Genomic DNA, 17,705 nt, shown 5'->3' on the forward strand with positions numbered 1-17,705 from the left:
ACCGATTATTACCCATCAGCCGCCGGTCGTCGCCCTCACCCGCGCCGAATCCTGCAGCAGCAACGCAACCAACGCACCGAGGGCCAGCAGGATGAGGACTGCGCCGTAGCCGTCGGTGGTGGCGATCAGGCCAAAGCTGCGAATCAGGTTGCCCGCCAACAACGAAGGCAAGCAGAACGCCAGGTAGCTCAGCACATAGAACGCCGACATCAGCCCGGCACGTTCATGGGGCAAGGCCAGTGGCACCACACTGCGCAAGGCGCCGAGAAAGCCCGCACCAAAGCCGCTGCCGGCGATAAGGGTGGCGATGAAGAACAGTGGCAGGCTGGCGCTGTGCACGGCGGTGAGGATCAGCGTCACGCCGATGGCGAGCAAGCCGGCGCCCAGACGCAGCACCTTGTCGGCCGCACGATTGCGCAGGGTAAAGATCATCAGCGCGCCGCTCAGGGTCAGCACGGCCACCAGGCCGCCACCGATCAGGTTGGAGGTGGAGCCGGTGGCCGCACGCACCAACGATGGCGCAAGGGATAAATAGAACCCGCCCATTGCCCAGACGGCGATATCCACCGGCAACGACAGCCACAACGCCCGGCGCGCCTGGGGCGGTACGTGCAACGTCGGGCGCAGCGACGCCAGTGCGCCGGGGATGCGGCTCACTGTCTCCGGCAAACGCCATACGTAGAGGGCCTGCAACAGCATCAAGGCCAGCAGCGTCCAGTAGATCAACTGGGTCGGCAATGGCGCGAACTCCACCAGCAGACTGCTGCCCATCGCCCCGCAGGCCATGCCCAAAAGCGGTGCCACGCTGTTGACCAGTGGGCCTTGCTGGCGGTCGGTGTCGAGCAATGCTGCACCCAGCACGGCAGTGGCCATGCCGGTGGCAAACCCTTGCAGGGTACGGGCGGCAATCAACCAGGCCACGCTGCCTTCATTGATAAACAGCAACATCGCCAACATATTCAGAAGCAGCGCAGCAAAAATCACCGGCTTGCGCCCCAGGTGGTCCGACAATGAGCCGACGGTCAACAGCGCCGCCAGCAGGCTCAAGGCATAGACCCCGAAGATCATCGTGAGCATGCCTGCCGAAAAATGCAGGCCCTCCTGATACAGGTGGTACAACGGCGTTGGCGCACTGGAGGCCGCGAGAAACGTCAGCAAAGTGACCGCAAGGAACACCAGGCTGGAACGATGGGAAACAGGACTGGACATACGCACGCTCCGCTAAAGCTAATATTTTGCTTTTGCAGAGTGTGCTACCGGCCAGCGCTTAAAGCAAATTCTTTGTGTTAAGGTCACCAGCATGGCGATTAAAGAAGGCCTTCGCCCGGGGGGCCGCAGTGCCCGGGTCCAAGAATCAGTGCACAACGCTGTGCGCGAACTGCTGGAAGCCCATGAGCGCTCCAGCGTTACCGTGCCGATGATTGCGGCGCGTGCGGGCGTCACGCCCTCCACCATTTACCGGCGCTGGGGCGATCTGTCCGTGCTATTGGCGGACGTGGCGCTGGCGCGCATGCGCCCCGACAGCGAGCCGGCCAACACCGGCAGCCTGCGCGGCGACCTGCAGGCCTGGGCCGAGCAATACCTGGATGAAATGAGTTCGGAACCGGGCCGCAACATGATGCGCGACCTGCAGTGCATGATCACGCCGGGGTATTGCGTGAGCATTCTGAGCGGGCAGTTTCAGGCGATTGTCGATCGCTATCCGGACGAGATGCCACCGAGCGTGGACCATCTGATCAACCTGATCGCAGCGCCGACGGTGTTTCGCATTTTGTTCTCGACCGCGCCGCTGACGGTTGACGAGCTGCACGGGCTGATCGAACTGGCACTCAATTCCTGACGTTACGCCAATACAAATGTGGGAGGGGGCTTGCCCCCGATAGCGTTCTCTCAGTCAACCATGCACTGACTGATCCACTGCTATCGGGGGCAAGCCCCCTCCCACATTTTTGCCCGCGTTTACGTACGCATCCCGCGACCGCTCACCAGCAGCTTCGCACAACCGATGTACAGCACTACAGTCGCCACCAACATGAACGTGATCGCCACGCTGATCTTGATATCCGACACACCCAAAATGCCGTAGCGGAAGGCGTTAACCATGTGCAGCACCGGGTTGGCCAGCGACACGGTCTGCCAGAACGGCGGCAGCAAGGTGATGGAGTAGAACACCCCGCCCAGGTAGGTCAGCGGCGTGAGCACGAAGGTCGGGATGATCGAAATATCATCGAAGTTGCGTGCAAACACCGCGTTGATAAAGCCCAGCAGCGAGAAGATCGTCGCCGTCAGTACCACCACCAAAATGGTGACCCCAAGGTGATGCACCTGCAGGTGGGTGAAGAACAGCGACAGCAGCGTCACGATCACGCCCACCATCAGACCACGCAGTACACCGCCCAGGGTGTAGCCGATCAGGATGGTATGGGGCGACACCGGCGACACCATCAGTTCCTCGATGGAACGCTGGAACTTGCTGCCGAAGAAACTCGAGACCACGTTGCCGTAGGAGTTGGTGATCACCGACATCATGATCAGGCCCGGCACGATGTACTCCATGTAGGTGAAGCCACCCATGTCGCCGATCTGCCGGCCGATCAGGTTACCGAAGATCACGAAGTACAGGACCATGGTGATCGCCGGCGGCAGCAGGGTCTGCGGCCAGATCCGGGTAAAGCGCTTCACTTCGCGGTAGACGATGGTTTGCAGCGCGACGAGGTTGGGTTGCAGTTCGGAACTCATACCGCCACCTTCGACAGATTTTTCTCCACCAGGGACACGAACAGCTCCTCAAGGCGATTGGTTTTATTGCGCAGGCTCAGCACTTCAATGTTCTGAGTCGCCAACTGGGTGAACAGCGCGGTGATGCCCATGGCCTTGTCCACCTGCACTTCCAGGGTATGGCTGTCCACCAGGCGGCTCGGGTAGCCGAGCAATTGCGGCGGCGCCGACAGGTTGTTCTTCAAGTCCAGCAGGAAGGTTTCCACATGCAACTGGCCCAGCAGGTTGCGCATGCTGGTGTTCTCGACGATGGTGCCGTGGTCGATGATGCCGATGTTGCGGCACAGTTGCTCAGCCTCTTCCAGGTAGTGGGTGGTGAGGATGATGGTGATGCCCTTCTCGTTCAGCTCGGTGAGGAAGGTCCACATCGAGCGGCGCAGCTCGATGTCCACGCCCGCGGTGGGCTCATCGAGGATCAGCAGGCGTGGTTCATGCACCAGCGCGCGGGCGATCATCAGGCGACGCTTCATGCCACCAGAGAGTGAACGCGAAGGCACATCGCGCTTGTCCCACAGGCCCAGCTGGGTCAGGTACTGCTCGGCACGTTCCTTGGCGATTTTCGCCGGGATGCCGTAGTAGCCCGCCTGGGTCACCACGATGTCGAAGGTCTTTTCGAACTGGTTGAAGTTGAATTCCTGAGGCACCACGCCGATGGAACGCTTGAGCGCCGCCGGGGATTTGTCCAGGTCATGGCCGAAGATATTCACCGAGCCGCTGGTCTTGTTGACCAGGGTGGAGAGGATACCGATGGTGGTGGATTTGCCGGCACCGTTGGGGCCGAGCAAGGCGAAGAAGTCACCTTCGGCAACGTCCAGATCGATACCACTCAGGGCCTGGAAACCGTTGCCGTAGGTTTTGGTTAGCTGCCGGATGGACAGAGCGGAACTCATATCGGAATACGCACCAAAGAAGGGAATAGAAAGAGTAGATGAGGGCGCAGCCCAGGTAGTTCAACGGCGGCGCATGACAAGCATGGTGCTTGCCCGCGCCGCACAAGTACAGTCACCTGTATTAATAGTGGGTATTAAGTCAACGCGGTCATGACCGCTTTGCGGTAGGCCGGGCGTTGTTGCAGGCGCTGGTACCAGGCCTCCAGATGGGGCATTGCAGGCCGTTCGATGGGCATTTCAAACCAGGCGTAGATAAAGCTGCCCAAGGGGATATCGCCCATGCCGATCTCGCTGCCCGACAGATACGGCTGCGTGGCCAGGGCTTCATCAACGGTTTTGAGCACATCGATGCAGGCCTGGCGGCCGGCGTGGATGTTGTCCCAGTTCTGTTTTTCCGCCGGGGTGCGCAACACGCCCCAGAACACGATCTTGAACGGTTCGGCGAAGGTGGAGGTGGTCCAGTCCATCCACTTTTCCGCGTTGGCGCGGGCCTTCAGGTCGCTGGGGTACCAGCTGGAGGCGTGCTTGGCGCAGAGATAGCGCACGATGGTGTTGGACTCCCACAGCACAAAGTCACCATCTTCGATCATCGGCACCCGACCATTGGGATTCAGCGCCCGGTACTGAGGCGTGTCGACCACGCCAAAAGCCCCGCCCGCATCAATTGCTTCATAGTCCAGGCCGAGTTCCTCGGCGCACCACAGTGCCTTCCTGACGTTTGATGAATTTTTACGACCCCAGATCTTCAGCATGACCGCGCCTTTATTGTTGATGAACATGGCTTGATGAAGGCAGCAGCATACGCCGGTTCACGCGCGGCTCAAATCGCTCTGCATATCACCCAGCAGGGGCGGCATTTCCTCGGCAAACAGGTGGGGGTAACACTGCTGGATATGCGCGAAGAAAAACGCCTCGGGCACGTCGGGAAATTGCCCATGGTCGACCACATACTCCATTGAGCGCAGGCCCTGGCGGTTGAACGCATGAAAGACGCTGTCATGAATGCCATCGAAGTCCAGCGGCGGCACATCGAAGAGATCGCACAGCTGCTGGTTGAATGCGGGCGTGGCCTTGACCCAGCGATGGTTCAGGTAAAGCTCGGTGTAACCGTGCATGGCGAACACATCGCTCTTGAGCAAGGCGATCAGGCGCGGCGTCGACAAATGATTGCGTACATCCGCCAGGCCGATGCGCGCCGGGATGCCGCAGTGCCGGGCACAGGCCGCGAGCAAGGTGGCCTTGGGCACGCAATAGCTTTCGCCGGTGCTCAACGCGAAGCTGGCACTCAAGGTGTCTGGGTCACGGCTGAAGGTGTAGGGGTTGTAGCGAATCGCCTCACGCACGGCGTAGTAAAGGCTGACTGCCTGGTCACTTGGAGCCGCGTGGGTTCCGCGGTGTTTTTCGGCGAACTCCACCACCGCGGGGTGGTCACTATCGATGAAGCGGCTGGGACTCAGGTACGTATCCATGAGCTTTATCTCCGAAGGAAGCCTGGAGTTTAACGACAGGTCTGCCACGGCGATAACGACGAATCGGCCAAATCTCGTTACACCCTGATCACCCCGCTTGTTCGGATGCCGACTAAGCTCCCTGGTGGTTTCGCCCCTGGTTTCACGGAGGATTGAATATGCTGTTGTTGTGGATACTGGTGCTGGTGGTCGGCATTGCCTACCTCGCACACCGCCGCGTCGCCCCCCTGCCCGCCCTGGGCGTGGTCGCCGTCTACCTGCTGGCGATGGGCGCCTGGGGCCACGCACCGGGTTGGCTGCTGCTGATCTTCTGGGTGTTGATCGCCGTGGTGGCCGCGCCCCTGCTGTTGCCTGACCTGCGCCGCCAATACTTCACCAAGCCACTGTTCAATTGGTTCCAGAAAGTCCTGCCGCCGATGTCCGAGACCGAGCGCGACGCCATCGACGCCGGCACCGTGTGGTGGGACGGCGAGCTGTTCAGCGGTCGCCCCGACTGGGACAAGTTGCTGGCCTACCCCAAGGCACAACTGACCGAAGAAGAACAGGCCTTTATCGACGGCCCCACCGAAGAACTCTGCGCCATGGTCAGCGACTGGGAAATCGGCCAGGCCATGGACCTGCCGCCCGCCGCCTGGGAGCACATCAAGACCCACGGTTTCTTCGCCCTGATCATTCCCAAGGAATATGGCGGCAAGGGCTTCTCTGCCTATGCCCATTCCCAGGTCGCAATGAAGCTCGCCACCCGCAGCGGCGACCTGGCCTCCACCGTGATGGTGCCCAACTCCCTCGGCCCGGCCGAGCTGCTGTTGCACTATGGCACCGAAGAACAACGCAACTACTACCTGCCGCGCCTGGCGCGTGGCGATGATATCCCGTGCTTCGCGTTGACTGGCCCGCTGGCCGGCTCCGATGCTGGCGCGATGCCCGACACCGGCGTGATCTGCAAAGGTGAATGGGAAGGCCAGGAAACCCTCGGCCTGCGCCTGAACTGGGAAAAACGCTACATCACCCTTGGCCCGGTCGCGACCCTGCTCGGGCTGGCCTTCAAAGCCCATGACCCGGACCACCTGCTGGGTGACGAAGAAGACCTGGGCATCAGTTTGGCGCTGATCCCCACCGATACCCCCGGTGTAGAAATCGGCCGCCGCCACCTGCCCCTGGGCGCCGCGTTCATGAACGGTCCCAACTCCGGCAAGGACGTGTTCATACCCCTGGAATTCCTGATCGGCGGCCAGGAGATGCTCGGCAAGGGCTGGATGATGCTGATGAACTGCCTCTCCGTGGGTCGTTCGATTTCCCTGCCGGCGGTCGGCACCGGCGCGGCCAAGTTCACCAGCCTGGTCACCGGCCAGTACGCTCAGGTGCGTGAGCAATTCAACGTGCCACTGTCGGCCTTCGAAGGCATCCAGGAGGCCCTCGCCCGCATCGGCGGCAACGCCTGGCTGATGGACAGCGCGCGCATGCTTACCGCGAATGCCGTGGACCTGGGGGAAAAACCCTCGGTGCTGTCGGCGATCCTCAAGTACCACCTCACCGAGCGCGGCCGCGAGTGCATCAGCCACGCCATGGACGTGCACGGCGGCAAGGGCATCATCATGGGCCCGAACAACTACCTGGGCCGCAACTGGCAAGGCGCGCCGATCTTCATCACCGTGGAAGGCGCGAATATCCTGTCGCGCAACCTGATGATCTTCGGCCAGGGCGCGATCCGCTGCCACCCGTTCGTGCTCAAGGAAATGGCCCTGGCCGGTCGCGAAGACCATGACCAGGCGTTAAAGGAGTTCGACGGCCTGCTGATGCAACACATCGGTTTTGCCGTGAGCAACGCCGCCAGCGCCCTGGTGCTCAACCTCGGCGTCGGCCATTTCGAAAAAGCGCCAGGCAACCGTTTGAGCCAGGGTTATTTCCGCGCACTCAACCGCCAGGCCGCCGCGTTCGCACTGCTGGCCGACCTGAGCATGATGCTGCTGGGTGGCGAGTTGAAACGTCGTGAACGCCTGTCGGCACGCCTGGGTGATGTACTGAGCCATATGTACCTGGCATCGGCCGCACTCAAGCGTTACCACGACCTGGATTCGCCGGACCACCTCGAACCGCTGTTCGCCTGGGCCATGGAAGAAAGCCTGGGCGAATCGGAGCGCGCACTGGATGAGCTGCTGAGCAACTTCCCGAACAAGGTGCTGGGTTGCCTGCTGCGGGTGATCGTGTTCCCGTTCGGGCGTCGCCATACCGGCCCGTCCGATGCGCTGGACGCCGAAGTCGCCGCCGTGATCGGCCGTGCCAAAGGCGACCCGACCCTGGAAGAATTGCTGGCCGGCTGCTACCGCCCGCAATCGGCGGAAGACCCGGTGGGTGCCCTGCAACATGCCTACGACCTGCTGGGCGCCAGCCATCCGCTGCAAAAGAAACTGCACACCGCGCTCAAGAGTGGCCAGGTCAAACCTGCTGCCGGCGAGCATGCCATTGATGCGGCACTGCACGCCGGCGTGCTGCAACCGGCTGAAGCGCAGACCCTGCGTGACGCCGAAGCGGCGCGGCGCAAGGTGATCGACGTGGATGACTTCAGCAAGGAAGAGCTGACCCAGGCTGAGGGTAAAGTCCGCTGAGGCGAGCGGTCATATAAATGCGGGCGCGAGAGCTATATACTCTCGCGCCCGTTTTTGCTTTAGAGGACTTATCTCGTGTCCAACGTCGTTGCCGATCATCTCGTCTTGCTCGACCACTTGCGCAGCATCCTGGTTGCCGTCGGCGAAGCCGAACAGGTGCCCGAGGAAAGCCACTCCCTGTTCCTGGAGCGTTTCGACGAACTGCGCGCCCTGCTGCCGATCGACCCGATCGAAAGCCAGTACCTGGGCCAGGACCTGATGAGCCAGGTCATCCTGCGCTACCCACAGATCGCCCACCTGGTGCCACGCGACCTGCTGTGGTTCTTTGGCGGTGACTGCCTGCACTTCATGCCCGATGAAGAACTGGACCTGTACCAGGCCCTGGAAGAGCGCCGTTTTGAAGCCGAACAGAATGACGAACCGTTCGACTGGAACCAGGAAAAACAGCTGCTGGCCATGCCCGACGACCAGAGCAAGCACTGATCAGCGATCCGGAATGGGCCGTCGCAATGTCGGCTCCTTCGCCATGCACGCCACTAGATAATCAATAAACACCCGCAACTTCGGCGGCAGATAGCGCGTGGGCGAATGCAGCAACCACGCCTCGCCATGGTAGGACGCAATAAAGTCCCAGGCCGGCAACACCTGCACCAACCGCCCCTCCTCCAGCGCATGGCGCGCCGTAAAGTACGGCAGGCTGCCAATCCCCACATCCTGCAACACTGCATCCAGCCGCGCGCCGGTGTGGTTCGCTGCATACCGGCCGCGCACCGCCACTGTCACCGCCTTGCCCGCCTGGCGGAATTTCCAGCGCGAGTCCCCTGGCGTTTCCCCCAGGTAGATACAACTGTGTTCCAACAGATCATGGGGATGGCCCGGTACTCCATGCTCGGCCAGGTACTGCGGCGTCGCGCACAACAAATGCTCGATAGGCAATAACTGCCGGCCGACCAGCCCCGGCGGCGGGCTGTCGGTGATGCGGATGCTCAAGTCGACGTTGTCATCGATCAGGTCCACCTGCCGATCCTCCAGGATCAACTGCACATCCACCTTGGGATAACGCCGCAGGAACTCCGGCATATGCGGGTGTACCACAAACCGCCCCACGGCCTTGGGCACGCTGACCCGCACCAGCCCTTCGGCCTCGTGGGTGAACTGGCCGCTGATCTCCATCACCGAACGCGCCGCGTTGACCATCTCTTGGCAGCGCTTGAACACCTCTTCCCCGCCTTCGCTCAGGCGCAATTTGCGCGTGGTGCGTTGCAACAAGCGCGTGGCCAGGGCCTTTTCCAGACGCGAGATGCTGCGGCTCACCGAGGACGGTGAAGCGCCCAGTTGCCGGGCGGCTTGGGAGAAGCTGCCGGTTTCCACCACTTTGACGAAAATCGCCATCTCGCCCAGCAGCGGCAACGGTAGATTGATGCTCATGGTGCACAGGTCCATTGATAACTGAGCGGATTATCACCCATCCGCGCACTATTTATACTGCCCGCAGAACCCTGATGCGGATGTAGATCATGACCGAACGCCTGTTTTTCACCCACGACCACCTGACTGCCGAACTGGAGGTGCTGAGTTGCACGCCCCATGAGGACCAGTTCGCGGTCATCCTGCAGTCGACGATTTTTCATCCACAGGGCGGCGGGCAACCCTTCGATACCGGCTGGCTCGGCGAGAGCACTGTGCTGCGCGTTATCCAAGAGGCCGATCGCATGGTGCACTACGTCGACCGCCCGCTGGAGCCGGGTCCCGTCATCGCGCGGGTCGATGAACAGCGCCGGGCGTTGCATACCCGGCTGCATTCCGCCGGGCACTTGATCGGCAACGTGGGCGAGAGCCTGGGCTGGATGCCGATCAAGGCTCATCACTGGCCGGGCGAAGGCAAGATCACCTTTATCCGTGGTGAAGCGGCGCGAGCCATGGAAGCCGAGACGATCCAGCAACAGGTCAACCAATGGATCGCCGCAGACTACCCTCGCCATATGAACCTGGAAGACGGCACCCGCCAGGTCGGCTTTGGCGAATTGCCTGCTTATGCCTGTGGGGGCACTCATGTGCAGACCTTGGGTGAACTGGGCCAGGTCACCATCCTGGCGTTGTCGGAGAAAAAGGGCGCATTGTCGGTACGCTACGAAATCGCTTGAACCAGCCGCATTTACCCTTGTGGTGAGCGGGCTTGCCACAACAAGCCCGCTCACCACAGAAAGCCGGCTAGCCAGCACAAACGCTTCCCTACACCGCTATCGCCCCCGCCCGCCCCGACTCCACCACAAACGACTTCAGCGTCGACACGGTGGCCGCCGGATCACGCGGGTCGGTAATCACGCGCAAGTGCGTGAGCATCCTGCCCTCCTCCACCTCCACCGACACATACCCTCGCTGACGACTGTCAAAGAATTTCACATGGGGGTTAAGCGGCAGGATCTTGCTGAACGCCTCAAACGGCGGCCCGTCAGACGTCACCGACGAACCGACGAACTCCGTGGCGACCACCGGCGAGTCCGGGTTGTTGCCATCGGCATGCAAGTCCGTCACCCAGAACGAATGAATATCGCCGCCCCAGAACACTGGATTGTTGACCCGGTTGCGCTCGAGGGAAGCCAGCATCCGTGAACGGTTGGCCATGTAGCCATCCCAACCATCGGTCCAGCGCCCCGGTTTGTGGTTGGTCAGGTCGCGCTGGGTCAACGGCGCCACCAGCAAGTCCTGGGCAATGATGTTCCACTGCGCCGTCGACTGGGCAAAGCCCTGGTCCAGCCAGGCTTCTTGTTGCCACCCGAGCAGGGTGCGACCTGGGTCGCGCAAGTCATGACAGAGGTTATCGGCGATATGCCCCTGGTGACTGCCATTCGCCAGAATGCACGGTTGTTCGGAGCGGTACTGTCGGCCGTCCAGCACATGGAAACGCGCCAATCGACCGTAGTCCATGCGTCGATAAATGCGCATGTCCGGCCCTTTCGGCAAGCTGCTGGCACGCAGTGGCATGTGCTCGTAAAACGCCTGGTAGGCCGCGGCCCGCTGCTGCAGAAATTGCCCCACCGGGATCTTCGGGTCCTGGGACCAGCGGTTGGCGTAGTCGTTCTGCACTTCGTGATCGTCCCAGGTCGCCACGCTCGGTGCGGCAGCGTGCAGGGCCTGTAGATCCGGATCGGTTTTGTACAAGGCATAACGGTTGCGGTAGTCGCTCAGGCTGACGGCATTGCCGCTGCCATGGGGGCGAATGATCTTGCCGGAATCCGCCGCGTAGGAACTGTCGTAGATGTAGTCCCCGAGAAAAAACACCAGGTCGGGTTGCTCCTGCGCCAGGTGGCGATACGCACTGAAATAGCCACGTTCCCAATGGGAGCACGAGACAAACCCCAAGCGTGCCGACACCATGGCATGCACCGCCGGAGCCGTGCGCGACTGCCCCACCGGGCTTTGCGCGCCGAGCCCTTCGAACTGGTACCAGTACGGCCTGCCCGGCTCCAGGCCCGCCACCTCCACATGCACCGAATGCCCCCAGCGCTCAGTGGCGATGACCTCGCCCTGGCGCACCACGCGGGTCATCGCCGCATCGCGGGCGACTCGCCAGCGCACCGGCACCGGGCGGCTCAAGCCACCCCGGCCATCGGCGGCATTGAACAGCGGCGCCAGGCGCGTCCAGATCACAAACCCGTCGGGCAATGGATCGCCGGAGGCCACGCCCAAGGTGAACGGGTAGTCCACCCCGGCACTGCGCGCAAACGGGCTGAGAATCGAAAAGGTGGTGGCAACGGCCAGCCCGGCGAGGACCCGGCGCCGACCGTGATCAACGTCGCCGCTCACAGCCGAAACTCCCAATCCTCACGCAGGGTGGCGAACACCAGCATGTCTTCATGCACCCCATTCTTGAGAAACGCCCCACGCATGCAGCCTTCGTACTGCAGGCCGATTTTCTCCATGACCCGCGCCGACTCCTTGTTGCGACTGAAACACTGGCTGCCCACACGGTGCAGGCCAAGTTCGCCAAAGCCGTAGTCCATCAACGCGGTCGCGGCCTCGGTCGCATACCCCAGGTTGCGTGCATCCGCCGCCGTCCAGCCGCCAAGGTGTCCATAGTGATGAGCCGCATTGATGCGCAGGCTGGCGATGCCGATCAGTTCGCCGCTGTCGCGCACATGCACGCCCAGGCTCAGCAACCCCACAGAGCGAAATTTCTCCTGCATGCCGTCGATAAAATCCTGCGCCGTTTGCAGGGTATAGGGCGACGGAATACTCGCCGTGTTATCGGCGATCTTCGGCCCGTTGGCGAGGGTGCACAACGTCTCGGCCTGGTGCTTTTCCAGTGCTCTCAATAGAAGCCGCGGGGTGGAAAGACATGGCAATTCGCTACTCATCTCTGGGGGCCCTCGATGTAAAGTTTTTGAGAATGCCCCTGCCGGGTTTCAATTCTGTTACGTCACAAAAATGACTCAAGAGTCATCTGAAAGACGCGTCCTAGAGCCCTAAAACCGTCAATTAAAGTTAACCAATCGGTCATTTTTGGTTGTTAGCGTGTCGCCCCTAATTCAATAACGGGGTAGCGGAATGAGAACCTGGGACGAACCGAAAAAACGCAAGGCGCACATCGAACTGATCCCCATGATCGACGTGATGATGTTCCTCCTGGTGTTTTTCGTACTCGTGAGCCTGAACGTGATTCCGGCCCTCGGCATGAAGACCCAGCTGCCGAGCGCCAGCAGTTCGCAGCAGCTCAAGCCACAGAACAAATTCATCCTGACCCTGGGCCTGGAAGGCCAGTTGCAGCTGGATGGCAAGGACCTCACGGTCGATGCGCTGGTGCCGGCGTTGAAGGCAGCCGAAAAGCCTGACACCAAGTCGACCATCATCGTTAACAGCGACAAAGGCGTCGAGGTTTCGCGCCTGGTGGAGGTGATGGACACCCTGCGTCTGGGTGGCTTTACCTCCGTGTCCATTGCCACGCGTAAGTCCTGATCATGTACGTATTGTTTCGTGCGCGTCAGCTGCTGGGCAGTGTCCCGGCCCTGATCGCCCTGGTGCTGATTGCACTGGGTATCCAGTCCCAGACCTTGAAGGTCGAACCGGTGTATGACGAGTCCGCCGTCGAGCTGGCGTTGGTCGAGCCGGAGCCGGAAGTGATCCCGGAACCGGTGGTGGAACAAGAGCCGCCACCGCCGGTGATCGAGGATGAAGAGGCCGAGCCAGCCCCGCCACCGCCACCGCCCAAGCCGCAGCCAAAACCCAAGCCTGAGCCCAAGCCAAAACCTGTGCCCAAGCCCGTGGTGGCCAAGCCAACGCCAGTACCGACACCACCTCCGGTCGCCGCCAAACCGGCACCGGCACCTGTGGCCCAGGCAGCACCGACACCCGCGCCGCCCGCCCCGCCCAAGGTCGACGGCCAAGCGCTGGAAGGCGGTTACCTCAAGGGGTTGCGCAACGAGTTGGACACCTACAAGCAGTACCCCACCGGACGCCAGGCTTCCCTCGAACGCCCGAGCGGCGAAGTGGTGATCTGGCTGCTGGTCGACCGCCAGGGTCGGGTCCTCGACTCCGGCTTGCAAACCCAGGCCTCGAGCATGTTGCTCAACCGGGCCGCCACCAACAGCTTGCGTCGCATCAAGCAAGTCAAGCCGTTCCCCGAGCAAGCCTTCGGGGGCCGCAATGAGCAGCGCTTCACCGCCACCTTCAACTACAGCGTGCAATAAGCACCCGACACCAGGACGACAGAGATGAGGTTCACACGGATTCATCTGGCACTTGTTGCCGCAAGCATGGGCCATGGAATGGTCATGGCCGACACCCGCGACAGTGACGTCGGGACTATTGGGGTTCAGGGCAAGGCCACGGCAGGTGGCGGCTACATGGTGCAGGAAGAAAGCATCAAGGGCCGCTCCACCGTGACCAAGGAAGCGCTGGATAAACAGACCGCCACCGGCAACGCGGTGGACAAGCTCAAGTACACCCCGGGCTTGAACATTTCCAGCGAAGACAACACCGGCCTGTCGGGCTTTCGCTTCACCATGCGCGGCCTCAACTCCGACCAGGTGGGGATGTCGGTGGACGGCATGCCGATCAACGATTCCGGCAACTACGCGCTGTACTCCAACCTGCTGGGCGACCCGGAAAACATCGACCAGATCTTCGTCACCCAGGGTTCCTCGGAAGCCGACGGCCCGCACATCGGCTCCAGCGGCGGCAACATCGGCATCGTGACCATCCGACCGACCAAGGAAACCGGTGCGTTCGTCAAACAGGTCATGGGCAGCAACGCCACCCGCAAGACCTTCGCCCGCCTCAACACCGGCGAGATCAACGGCCTGAGCAACTGGCTGTCGGCCTCCCACACCGAAGGCCAGATGTGGCGCGGTTCGGGCGCCGTGCGTGCGGACAAAGTCGAGTGGAACAGCTTCTTCGATGCCGGCGATGGCAACACCGCCAACCTGATCCTCAAGTACCATGAGCAGGACAACAACAGTTACAGCCAACTGACCAAGGCGCAGTTCCAGCAGAACGGCCGCAAGTACGACCCTTACCCCGCCACGCCCACCGTGGGTAGCAACGGCAAGTACAACAGTTATTACGCCCTGGCGCAGAACCCGTTCCAGACGTTCACCGCCGTGCTCAACACCCAGTTCAAACTGGCCGACAACCTCGCGCTGTCGGTGATCCCGTACTACTACTGGGGTAACGGCAGCGGCGTCGGCTCGTCCAGCTATGCCCTCAACCGCGGCTCGAACCAGGGCGGCGTGTTCGACCTGGGCAACCTGCCCACCGGCGCCCAATACAACGCCGACGGCACCCCGAACAGCGGCGTGTACTACCGCCCTTCGCGCACCCAGACCTGGCGTCCGGGCATCACCACCAAACTGAACTGGGACCTGGGCGATCACAGCGTGCAAGTGGGCTACTGGTACGAACGCGCGCGCCAGAGCCAGACCCAGCCGTTCATTCCGCTCAAGGCCAATGGCAAGCCGGTCGATACCTGGCCGGACTCCAACGAGGCGGTGGTGGATGCCAATGGCAACACCATCCAGGGCCGCGACCGCTTCACCATCACCCCGGCGCAGAAGGTCTGGGCCCAGGACACCTGGTACATCAACTCGGACTGGACCCTGATCGGCGGCCTGGCCTATATGAACGTCAAGCGTGACGGCACCAACCATGGCAGCCTCACCGAGCAAGCAGAAAAACGTAACCAGACCTACAACAAACTGCTGCCCAACGCCGGCCTCAAATACCAGGTGGATGAACGCGACCAGGTGTTCTACAGCCTGTCGCGCAACATGCGCATCCCGCAGAACTACGTGCTGTACGACAAGGGCGCAGGCTCCATCGACGCCAAGCCGGAAACCAGCTGGAACCACGAACTGGGCTGGCGCTACACCGATGAAGACATGACCGTGGCCGCCACCTTGTTCTACATGCAGTTCAAGGATCGCCAGGTGTCGTCGCGCGATATCAACGGCGACTTCGCCGACATCAACGCCGGCTCCGTCAACAACAGCGGCCTGGAACTGGAGTGGAGCGGCCTGCTGCCCAATCACTTCAACTACTACACCTCCTACACCTACACCAAGGCCGAGCAGCAAGACGACCTGACCGTGTACAACGCCGGCAAAGCGATCGTATTGCCCACCAGCGGCAAGCAGTTCGCCAACGTGCCGAAAAACATGCTGGCCGCCAACATCGGCTACGACGACGGCCGCTTCTACGGCACTTTCGGCGGCAAGTACACCAGCAAGCTCTACGGCGACCTGACCAACGACGAAGCGATCTCCGGGCGCACCGTATTCAACGCCGGCGCCGGTATCTACCTGCCAGTGGACAAGAAAGTGGTCAAGGACGCGACCCTGCGCCTGAACGTCGACAACCTGTTCGACAAGAAGTACCTGGACGGCGTGTACACCACCAAGACCAACGCGGCCACCTACGGCGGTTTCCGCGACGGCGACCCGGCCTACATCGTGGGCCTGGAACGCACCGTGACGGTTTCCCTGGAAGCCAATTTCTAATTGCGAGGTAAGTGAACATGGACATGAACCTGCTCCACGACATCACCTTCTATGTGATGTATGCCGCGATGGCCATCGCGATCTTCATCACCATCGAGCGCGGGATTTACTTCGCGTATGTACGCCGCCAGGCCCGCGCGCTGACCGAGGTGCTCGGCGCCAACGTGCACAGCGAACGCGACCTGCCGGAAAGCCTGAGCCGTCGTGACAGCCTGCCGCTGAGCATGGTCTTGCCGGTGCTGGCACAGAAAGCCTCGCAAGGTTCGCGCAAGGACCTGGATGACGTCATCGAGACCCAGTACCTGACCACCCGCGCGCCGCTGGCCCGCAGCCTGTGGATCATCGAAACCATCACCACCGCCGCGCCGCTGCTGGGCTTGCTGGGCACCATCCTCGGCATCATCGACACCTTCAAGGCGCTGGCGACGGCGGGCGTGTCCGACCCAGGGCAGATCTCCGGCGGCATCGGCACGGCCCTGTTCGCCACCGGCCTGGGGATCGCCATCGCGCTGTTCTGCGTGGTGTTCCACAACTTCTTCCAGGACAGCCTGGAGCGCATCAACGACCAGCTGAAGATCCTGCTGATCCGCGCTGCCACCGGTGCCCGCGTGCAGAATGAAGTGCCGCACTTGGTACCGACGCCACTGCACAGCCGCACCGCATAAACCTGTGGTGAGCGGGCTTGCCCGCTCACTACATCAGTGAAGAGAGTGTTATGTCCGCCTCCTTGAAATTGCGTATCGCCGGCCTTGCCGGCTTGCTCCTCAGTCCGCTGACCCAGGCGGACTTTTCGATTCCGGGGTTTGAACTGGTGCACACCGTACCGGTGGACAGCGCCCTCGACACCGACGACCTGCGCCAGCCCGGCCCGGTCTGGAGCGAGCTGTTCGACGGCGCCAAAAGCCGCATCGATATCGGCCAGTTCTACGCCGCCGATCACCCCGGTTCGGTGATGGACCGCGTGATCGAGCGCCTGGAAGCCGCCGGCAAACGCGGTGTGAAGATTCGCTTTTTGCTCGAAGAAAAAGGCATCAAGTTGTCGGAGGCCTCCACCCTGGAACGCCTGCGCGCGATCCCCAACCTGACCTTTCGCGTCTTGCCCTACGCCCGTGTGAGTGGCGGGATCATCCACGCCAAATACCTGGTGGTGGATGGCAAGCAGGCGTTTGTCGGCAGCCAGAATTTCGATTGGCGCTCGCTGGAACACATTCACGAAACCGGGCTGCGTATCACCGATGCAACGGTCGTGGGCCAAGTGCAGGCCATCTTTGACCAGGACTGGAACGCCCAGCAGGCCTTGACCGACAACCAGCCGGTGCCGCTGCCCGTTGCTGGCAAGGAGGCACCGCGCACCGGCAACTACCTGGTCGCCAGCCCGCAGCGCTACAACCCGCCCGGCGTGGGCGACTCACAGCTGGAGCTGCCGCGCCTGTTGAGCGAAGCCAAGCAGGAAGTGCGCGTGCAATTGCTGGACTACGCGCCGTTGTCCTACGGCCCGGATAGAACGCGCCCGTACTACGCGGTGATCGACAACGCCGTACGCGCTGCGGCGGCGCGTGGGGTGTCGATCAAGCTGATGGTGTCCAACTGGAACACCGACAAGCTGGAACTGCCCTACCTCAAGAGCCTGGCCGTGCTGCCCAATGTGCAGATCAAGATCGTGACGCTGCCCGAGGCCAAACAAGGCTTTATCCCGTATGCGCGGGTGATCCACAGCAAGACCATGGAGATCGACGGCCAGGTCGCGTGGGTCGGCACCAGCAATTGGCTGGGTGGCTACCTGGATAATTCGCGCAACCTGGAAGTGGTGATGCACAACGAAGCGATGGCCAAGCGTGTCGGGCAATTGCATGAGCAGTTGTGGGATGGGCCCTACGCCAGAGCCTTGGATGTGACTGAGGAGTACCCCGAGCCCCATCCTGGCCAGCATTGACCGGAGGCACCTGACTAATGGTAGTGTGTGGAAAT

At 61.8% G+C, this 17,705-nt stretch carries 17 protein-coding genes; 9 read left to right on the forward strand and 8 right to left on the reverse strand.

Going from position 1 to position 17,705, the window contains the following annotated elements; all coding sequences use genetic code 11:
• Window positions 1-15 precede the first annotated feature (15 nt).
• A complete protein-coding gene (locus NL123_RS21040; RefSeq protein ID WP_248487334.1) occupies window positions 16-1,209 on the reverse strand; it encodes an MFS transporter in 1,194 nt (397 codons plus the stop codon).
• 91 nt (window positions 1,210-1,300) lie between these two features.
• Between NL123_RS21040 and NL123_RS21045 the strand changes: the two genes are divergently transcribed.
• On the forward strand, window positions 1,301-1,840 hold the full coding sequence (locus NL123_RS21045; RefSeq protein ID WP_248487332.1) for a TetR/AcrR family transcriptional regulator: 540 nt from the start codon (window positions 1,301-1,303) through the stop codon (window positions 1,838-1,840).
• Window positions 1,841-1,959: 119 nt separating this feature from the next.
• Here NL123_RS21045 and NL123_RS21050 read toward each other — a convergent pair whose 3' ends face one another.
• The 4 genes from NL123_RS21050 to NL123_RS21065 all read right to left on the reverse strand — a co-directional run bounded on the left by NL123_RS21050 (window position 1,960) and on the right by NL123_RS21065 (window position 5,137).
• On the reverse strand, window positions 1,960-2,739 hold the full coding sequence (locus NL123_RS21050; protein WP_012723134.1) for an ABC transporter permease: 780 nt from the start codon (window positions 2,737-2,739) through the stop codon (window positions 1,960-1,962).
• Window positions 2,736-3,668 carry an ABC transporter ATP-binding protein gene (locus NL123_RS21055; protein ID WP_248487330.1) on the reverse strand — a complete coding sequence of 311 codons (933 nt, stop codon included), beginning with the start codon at window positions 3,666-3,668 and terminating at the stop codon, window positions 2,736-2,738. The genes NL123_RS21050 and NL123_RS21055 overlap by 4 nt, the downstream gene beginning before the upstream one ends.
• Before the next feature lie 134 nt (window positions 3,669-3,802).
• Window positions 3,803-4,420 (reverse strand): glutathione S-transferase family protein, encoded by a 618-nt coding sequence (locus NL123_RS21060; RefSeq protein WP_494356268.1) that lies wholly within the window; start codon window positions 4,418-4,420, stop codon window positions 3,803-3,805.
• A gap of 57 nt (window positions 4,421-4,477) precedes the next feature.
• Entirely contained in the window at window positions 4,478-5,137 is a 660-nt protein-coding gene (locus NL123_RS21065; RefSeq protein WP_093514444.1) for a transglutaminase-like domain-containing protein, read from the reverse strand.
• Window positions 5,138-5,295: 158 nt separating this feature from the next.
• Between NL123_RS21065 and NL123_RS21070 the strand changes: the two genes are divergently transcribed.
• Window positions 5,296-7,743 carry an acyl-CoA dehydrogenase gene (locus NL123_RS21070; RefSeq protein ID WP_494356269.1) on the forward strand — a complete coding sequence of 816 codons (2,448 nt, stop codon included), beginning with the start codon at window positions 5,296-5,298 and terminating at the stop codon, window positions 7,741-7,743.
• A 75-nt stretch (window positions 7,744-7,818) separates the two neighbouring features.
• Complete coding sequence (locus NL123_RS21075) at window positions 7,819-8,226, forward strand: PA2817 family protein (RefSeq protein WP_010211653.1); 408 nt, start codon at window positions 7,819-7,821, stop codon at window positions 8,224-8,226.
• On the opposite strand, the gene NL123_RS21080 is transcribed toward NL123_RS21075, so the two are convergent.
• The gene (locus tag NL123_RS21080) at window positions 8,227-9,171 is read right to left on the reverse strand and encodes a LysR family transcriptional regulator (protein ID WP_494356270.1); all 945 of its coding nucleotides are present in this window, start codon (window positions 9,169-9,171) and stop codon (window positions 8,227-8,229) included.
• 89 nt (window positions 9,172-9,260) lie between these two features.
• Between NL123_RS21080 and NL123_RS21085 the strand changes: the two genes are divergently transcribed.
• Window positions 9,261-9,887 (forward strand): alanyl-tRNA editing protein, encoded by a 627-nt coding sequence (locus NL123_RS21085; protein ID WP_248487322.1) that lies wholly within the window; start codon window positions 9,261-9,263, stop codon window positions 9,885-9,887.
• 88 nt (window positions 9,888-9,975) lie between these two features.
• On the opposite strand, the gene NL123_RS21090 is transcribed toward NL123_RS21085, so the two are convergent.
• Together NL123_RS21090 and NL123_RS21095 are read right to left on the reverse strand one after the other, a co-directional pair.
• The gene (locus tag NL123_RS21090; protein ID WP_494356271.1) at window positions 9,976-11,550 is read right to left on the reverse strand and encodes an alkaline phosphatase D family protein; all 1,575 of its coding nucleotides are present in this window, start codon (window positions 11,548-11,550) and stop codon (window positions 9,976-9,978) included.
• On the reverse strand, window positions 11,547-12,101 hold the full coding sequence (locus NL123_RS21095; RefSeq protein ID WP_248487318.1) for a GNAT family N-acetyltransferase: 555 nt from the start codon (window positions 12,099-12,101) through the stop codon (window positions 11,547-11,549). The genes NL123_RS21090 and NL123_RS21095 overlap by 4 nt, the downstream gene beginning before the upstream one ends.
• 190 nt (window positions 12,102-12,291) lie before the next feature.
• Between NL123_RS21095 and NL123_RS21100 the strand changes: the two genes are divergently transcribed.
• Genes NL123_RS21100 through NL123_RS21120 form a run of 5 tightly spaced genes read left to right on the forward strand, consistent with a single transcriptional unit; the run spans window position 12,292 to window position 17,670 of the window.
• Window positions 12,292-12,699 carry an ExbD/TolR family protein gene (locus tag NL123_RS21100; protein WP_005786670.1) on the forward strand — a complete coding sequence of 136 codons (408 nt, stop codon included), beginning with the start codon at window positions 12,292-12,294 and terminating at the stop codon, window positions 12,697-12,699.
• 2 nt (window positions 12,700-12,701) lie between these two features.
• Entirely contained in the window at window positions 12,702-13,430 is a 729-nt protein-coding gene (locus NL123_RS21105) for an energy transducer TonB family protein (protein WP_248487317.1), read from the forward strand.
• Between the two features lie 24 nt (window positions 13,431-13,454).
• A complete protein-coding gene (locus NL123_RS21110; protein ID WP_248487316.1) occupies window positions 13,455-15,737 on the forward strand; it encodes a TonB-dependent receptor in 2,283 nt (760 codons plus the stop codon).
• Window positions 15,738-15,754: 17 nt separating this feature from the next.
• Complete coding sequence (locus NL123_RS21115) at window positions 15,755-16,402, forward strand: MotA/TolQ/ExbB proton channel family protein (RefSeq protein WP_494356272.1); 648 nt, start codon at window positions 15,755-15,757, stop codon at window positions 16,400-16,402.
• 50 nt (window positions 16,403-16,452) lie between these two features.
• Complete coding sequence (locus NL123_RS21120) at window positions 16,453-17,670, forward strand: phospholipase D-like domain-containing protein (protein ID WP_494356273.1); 1,218 nt, start codon at window positions 16,453-16,455, stop codon at window positions 17,668-17,670.
• The last annotated feature ends 35 nt before the right edge of the window (window positions 17,671-17,705 follow it).

The sequence above is a fragment of the Pseudomonas sp. FBCC-B1565 genome (genome assembly GCF_059133265.1).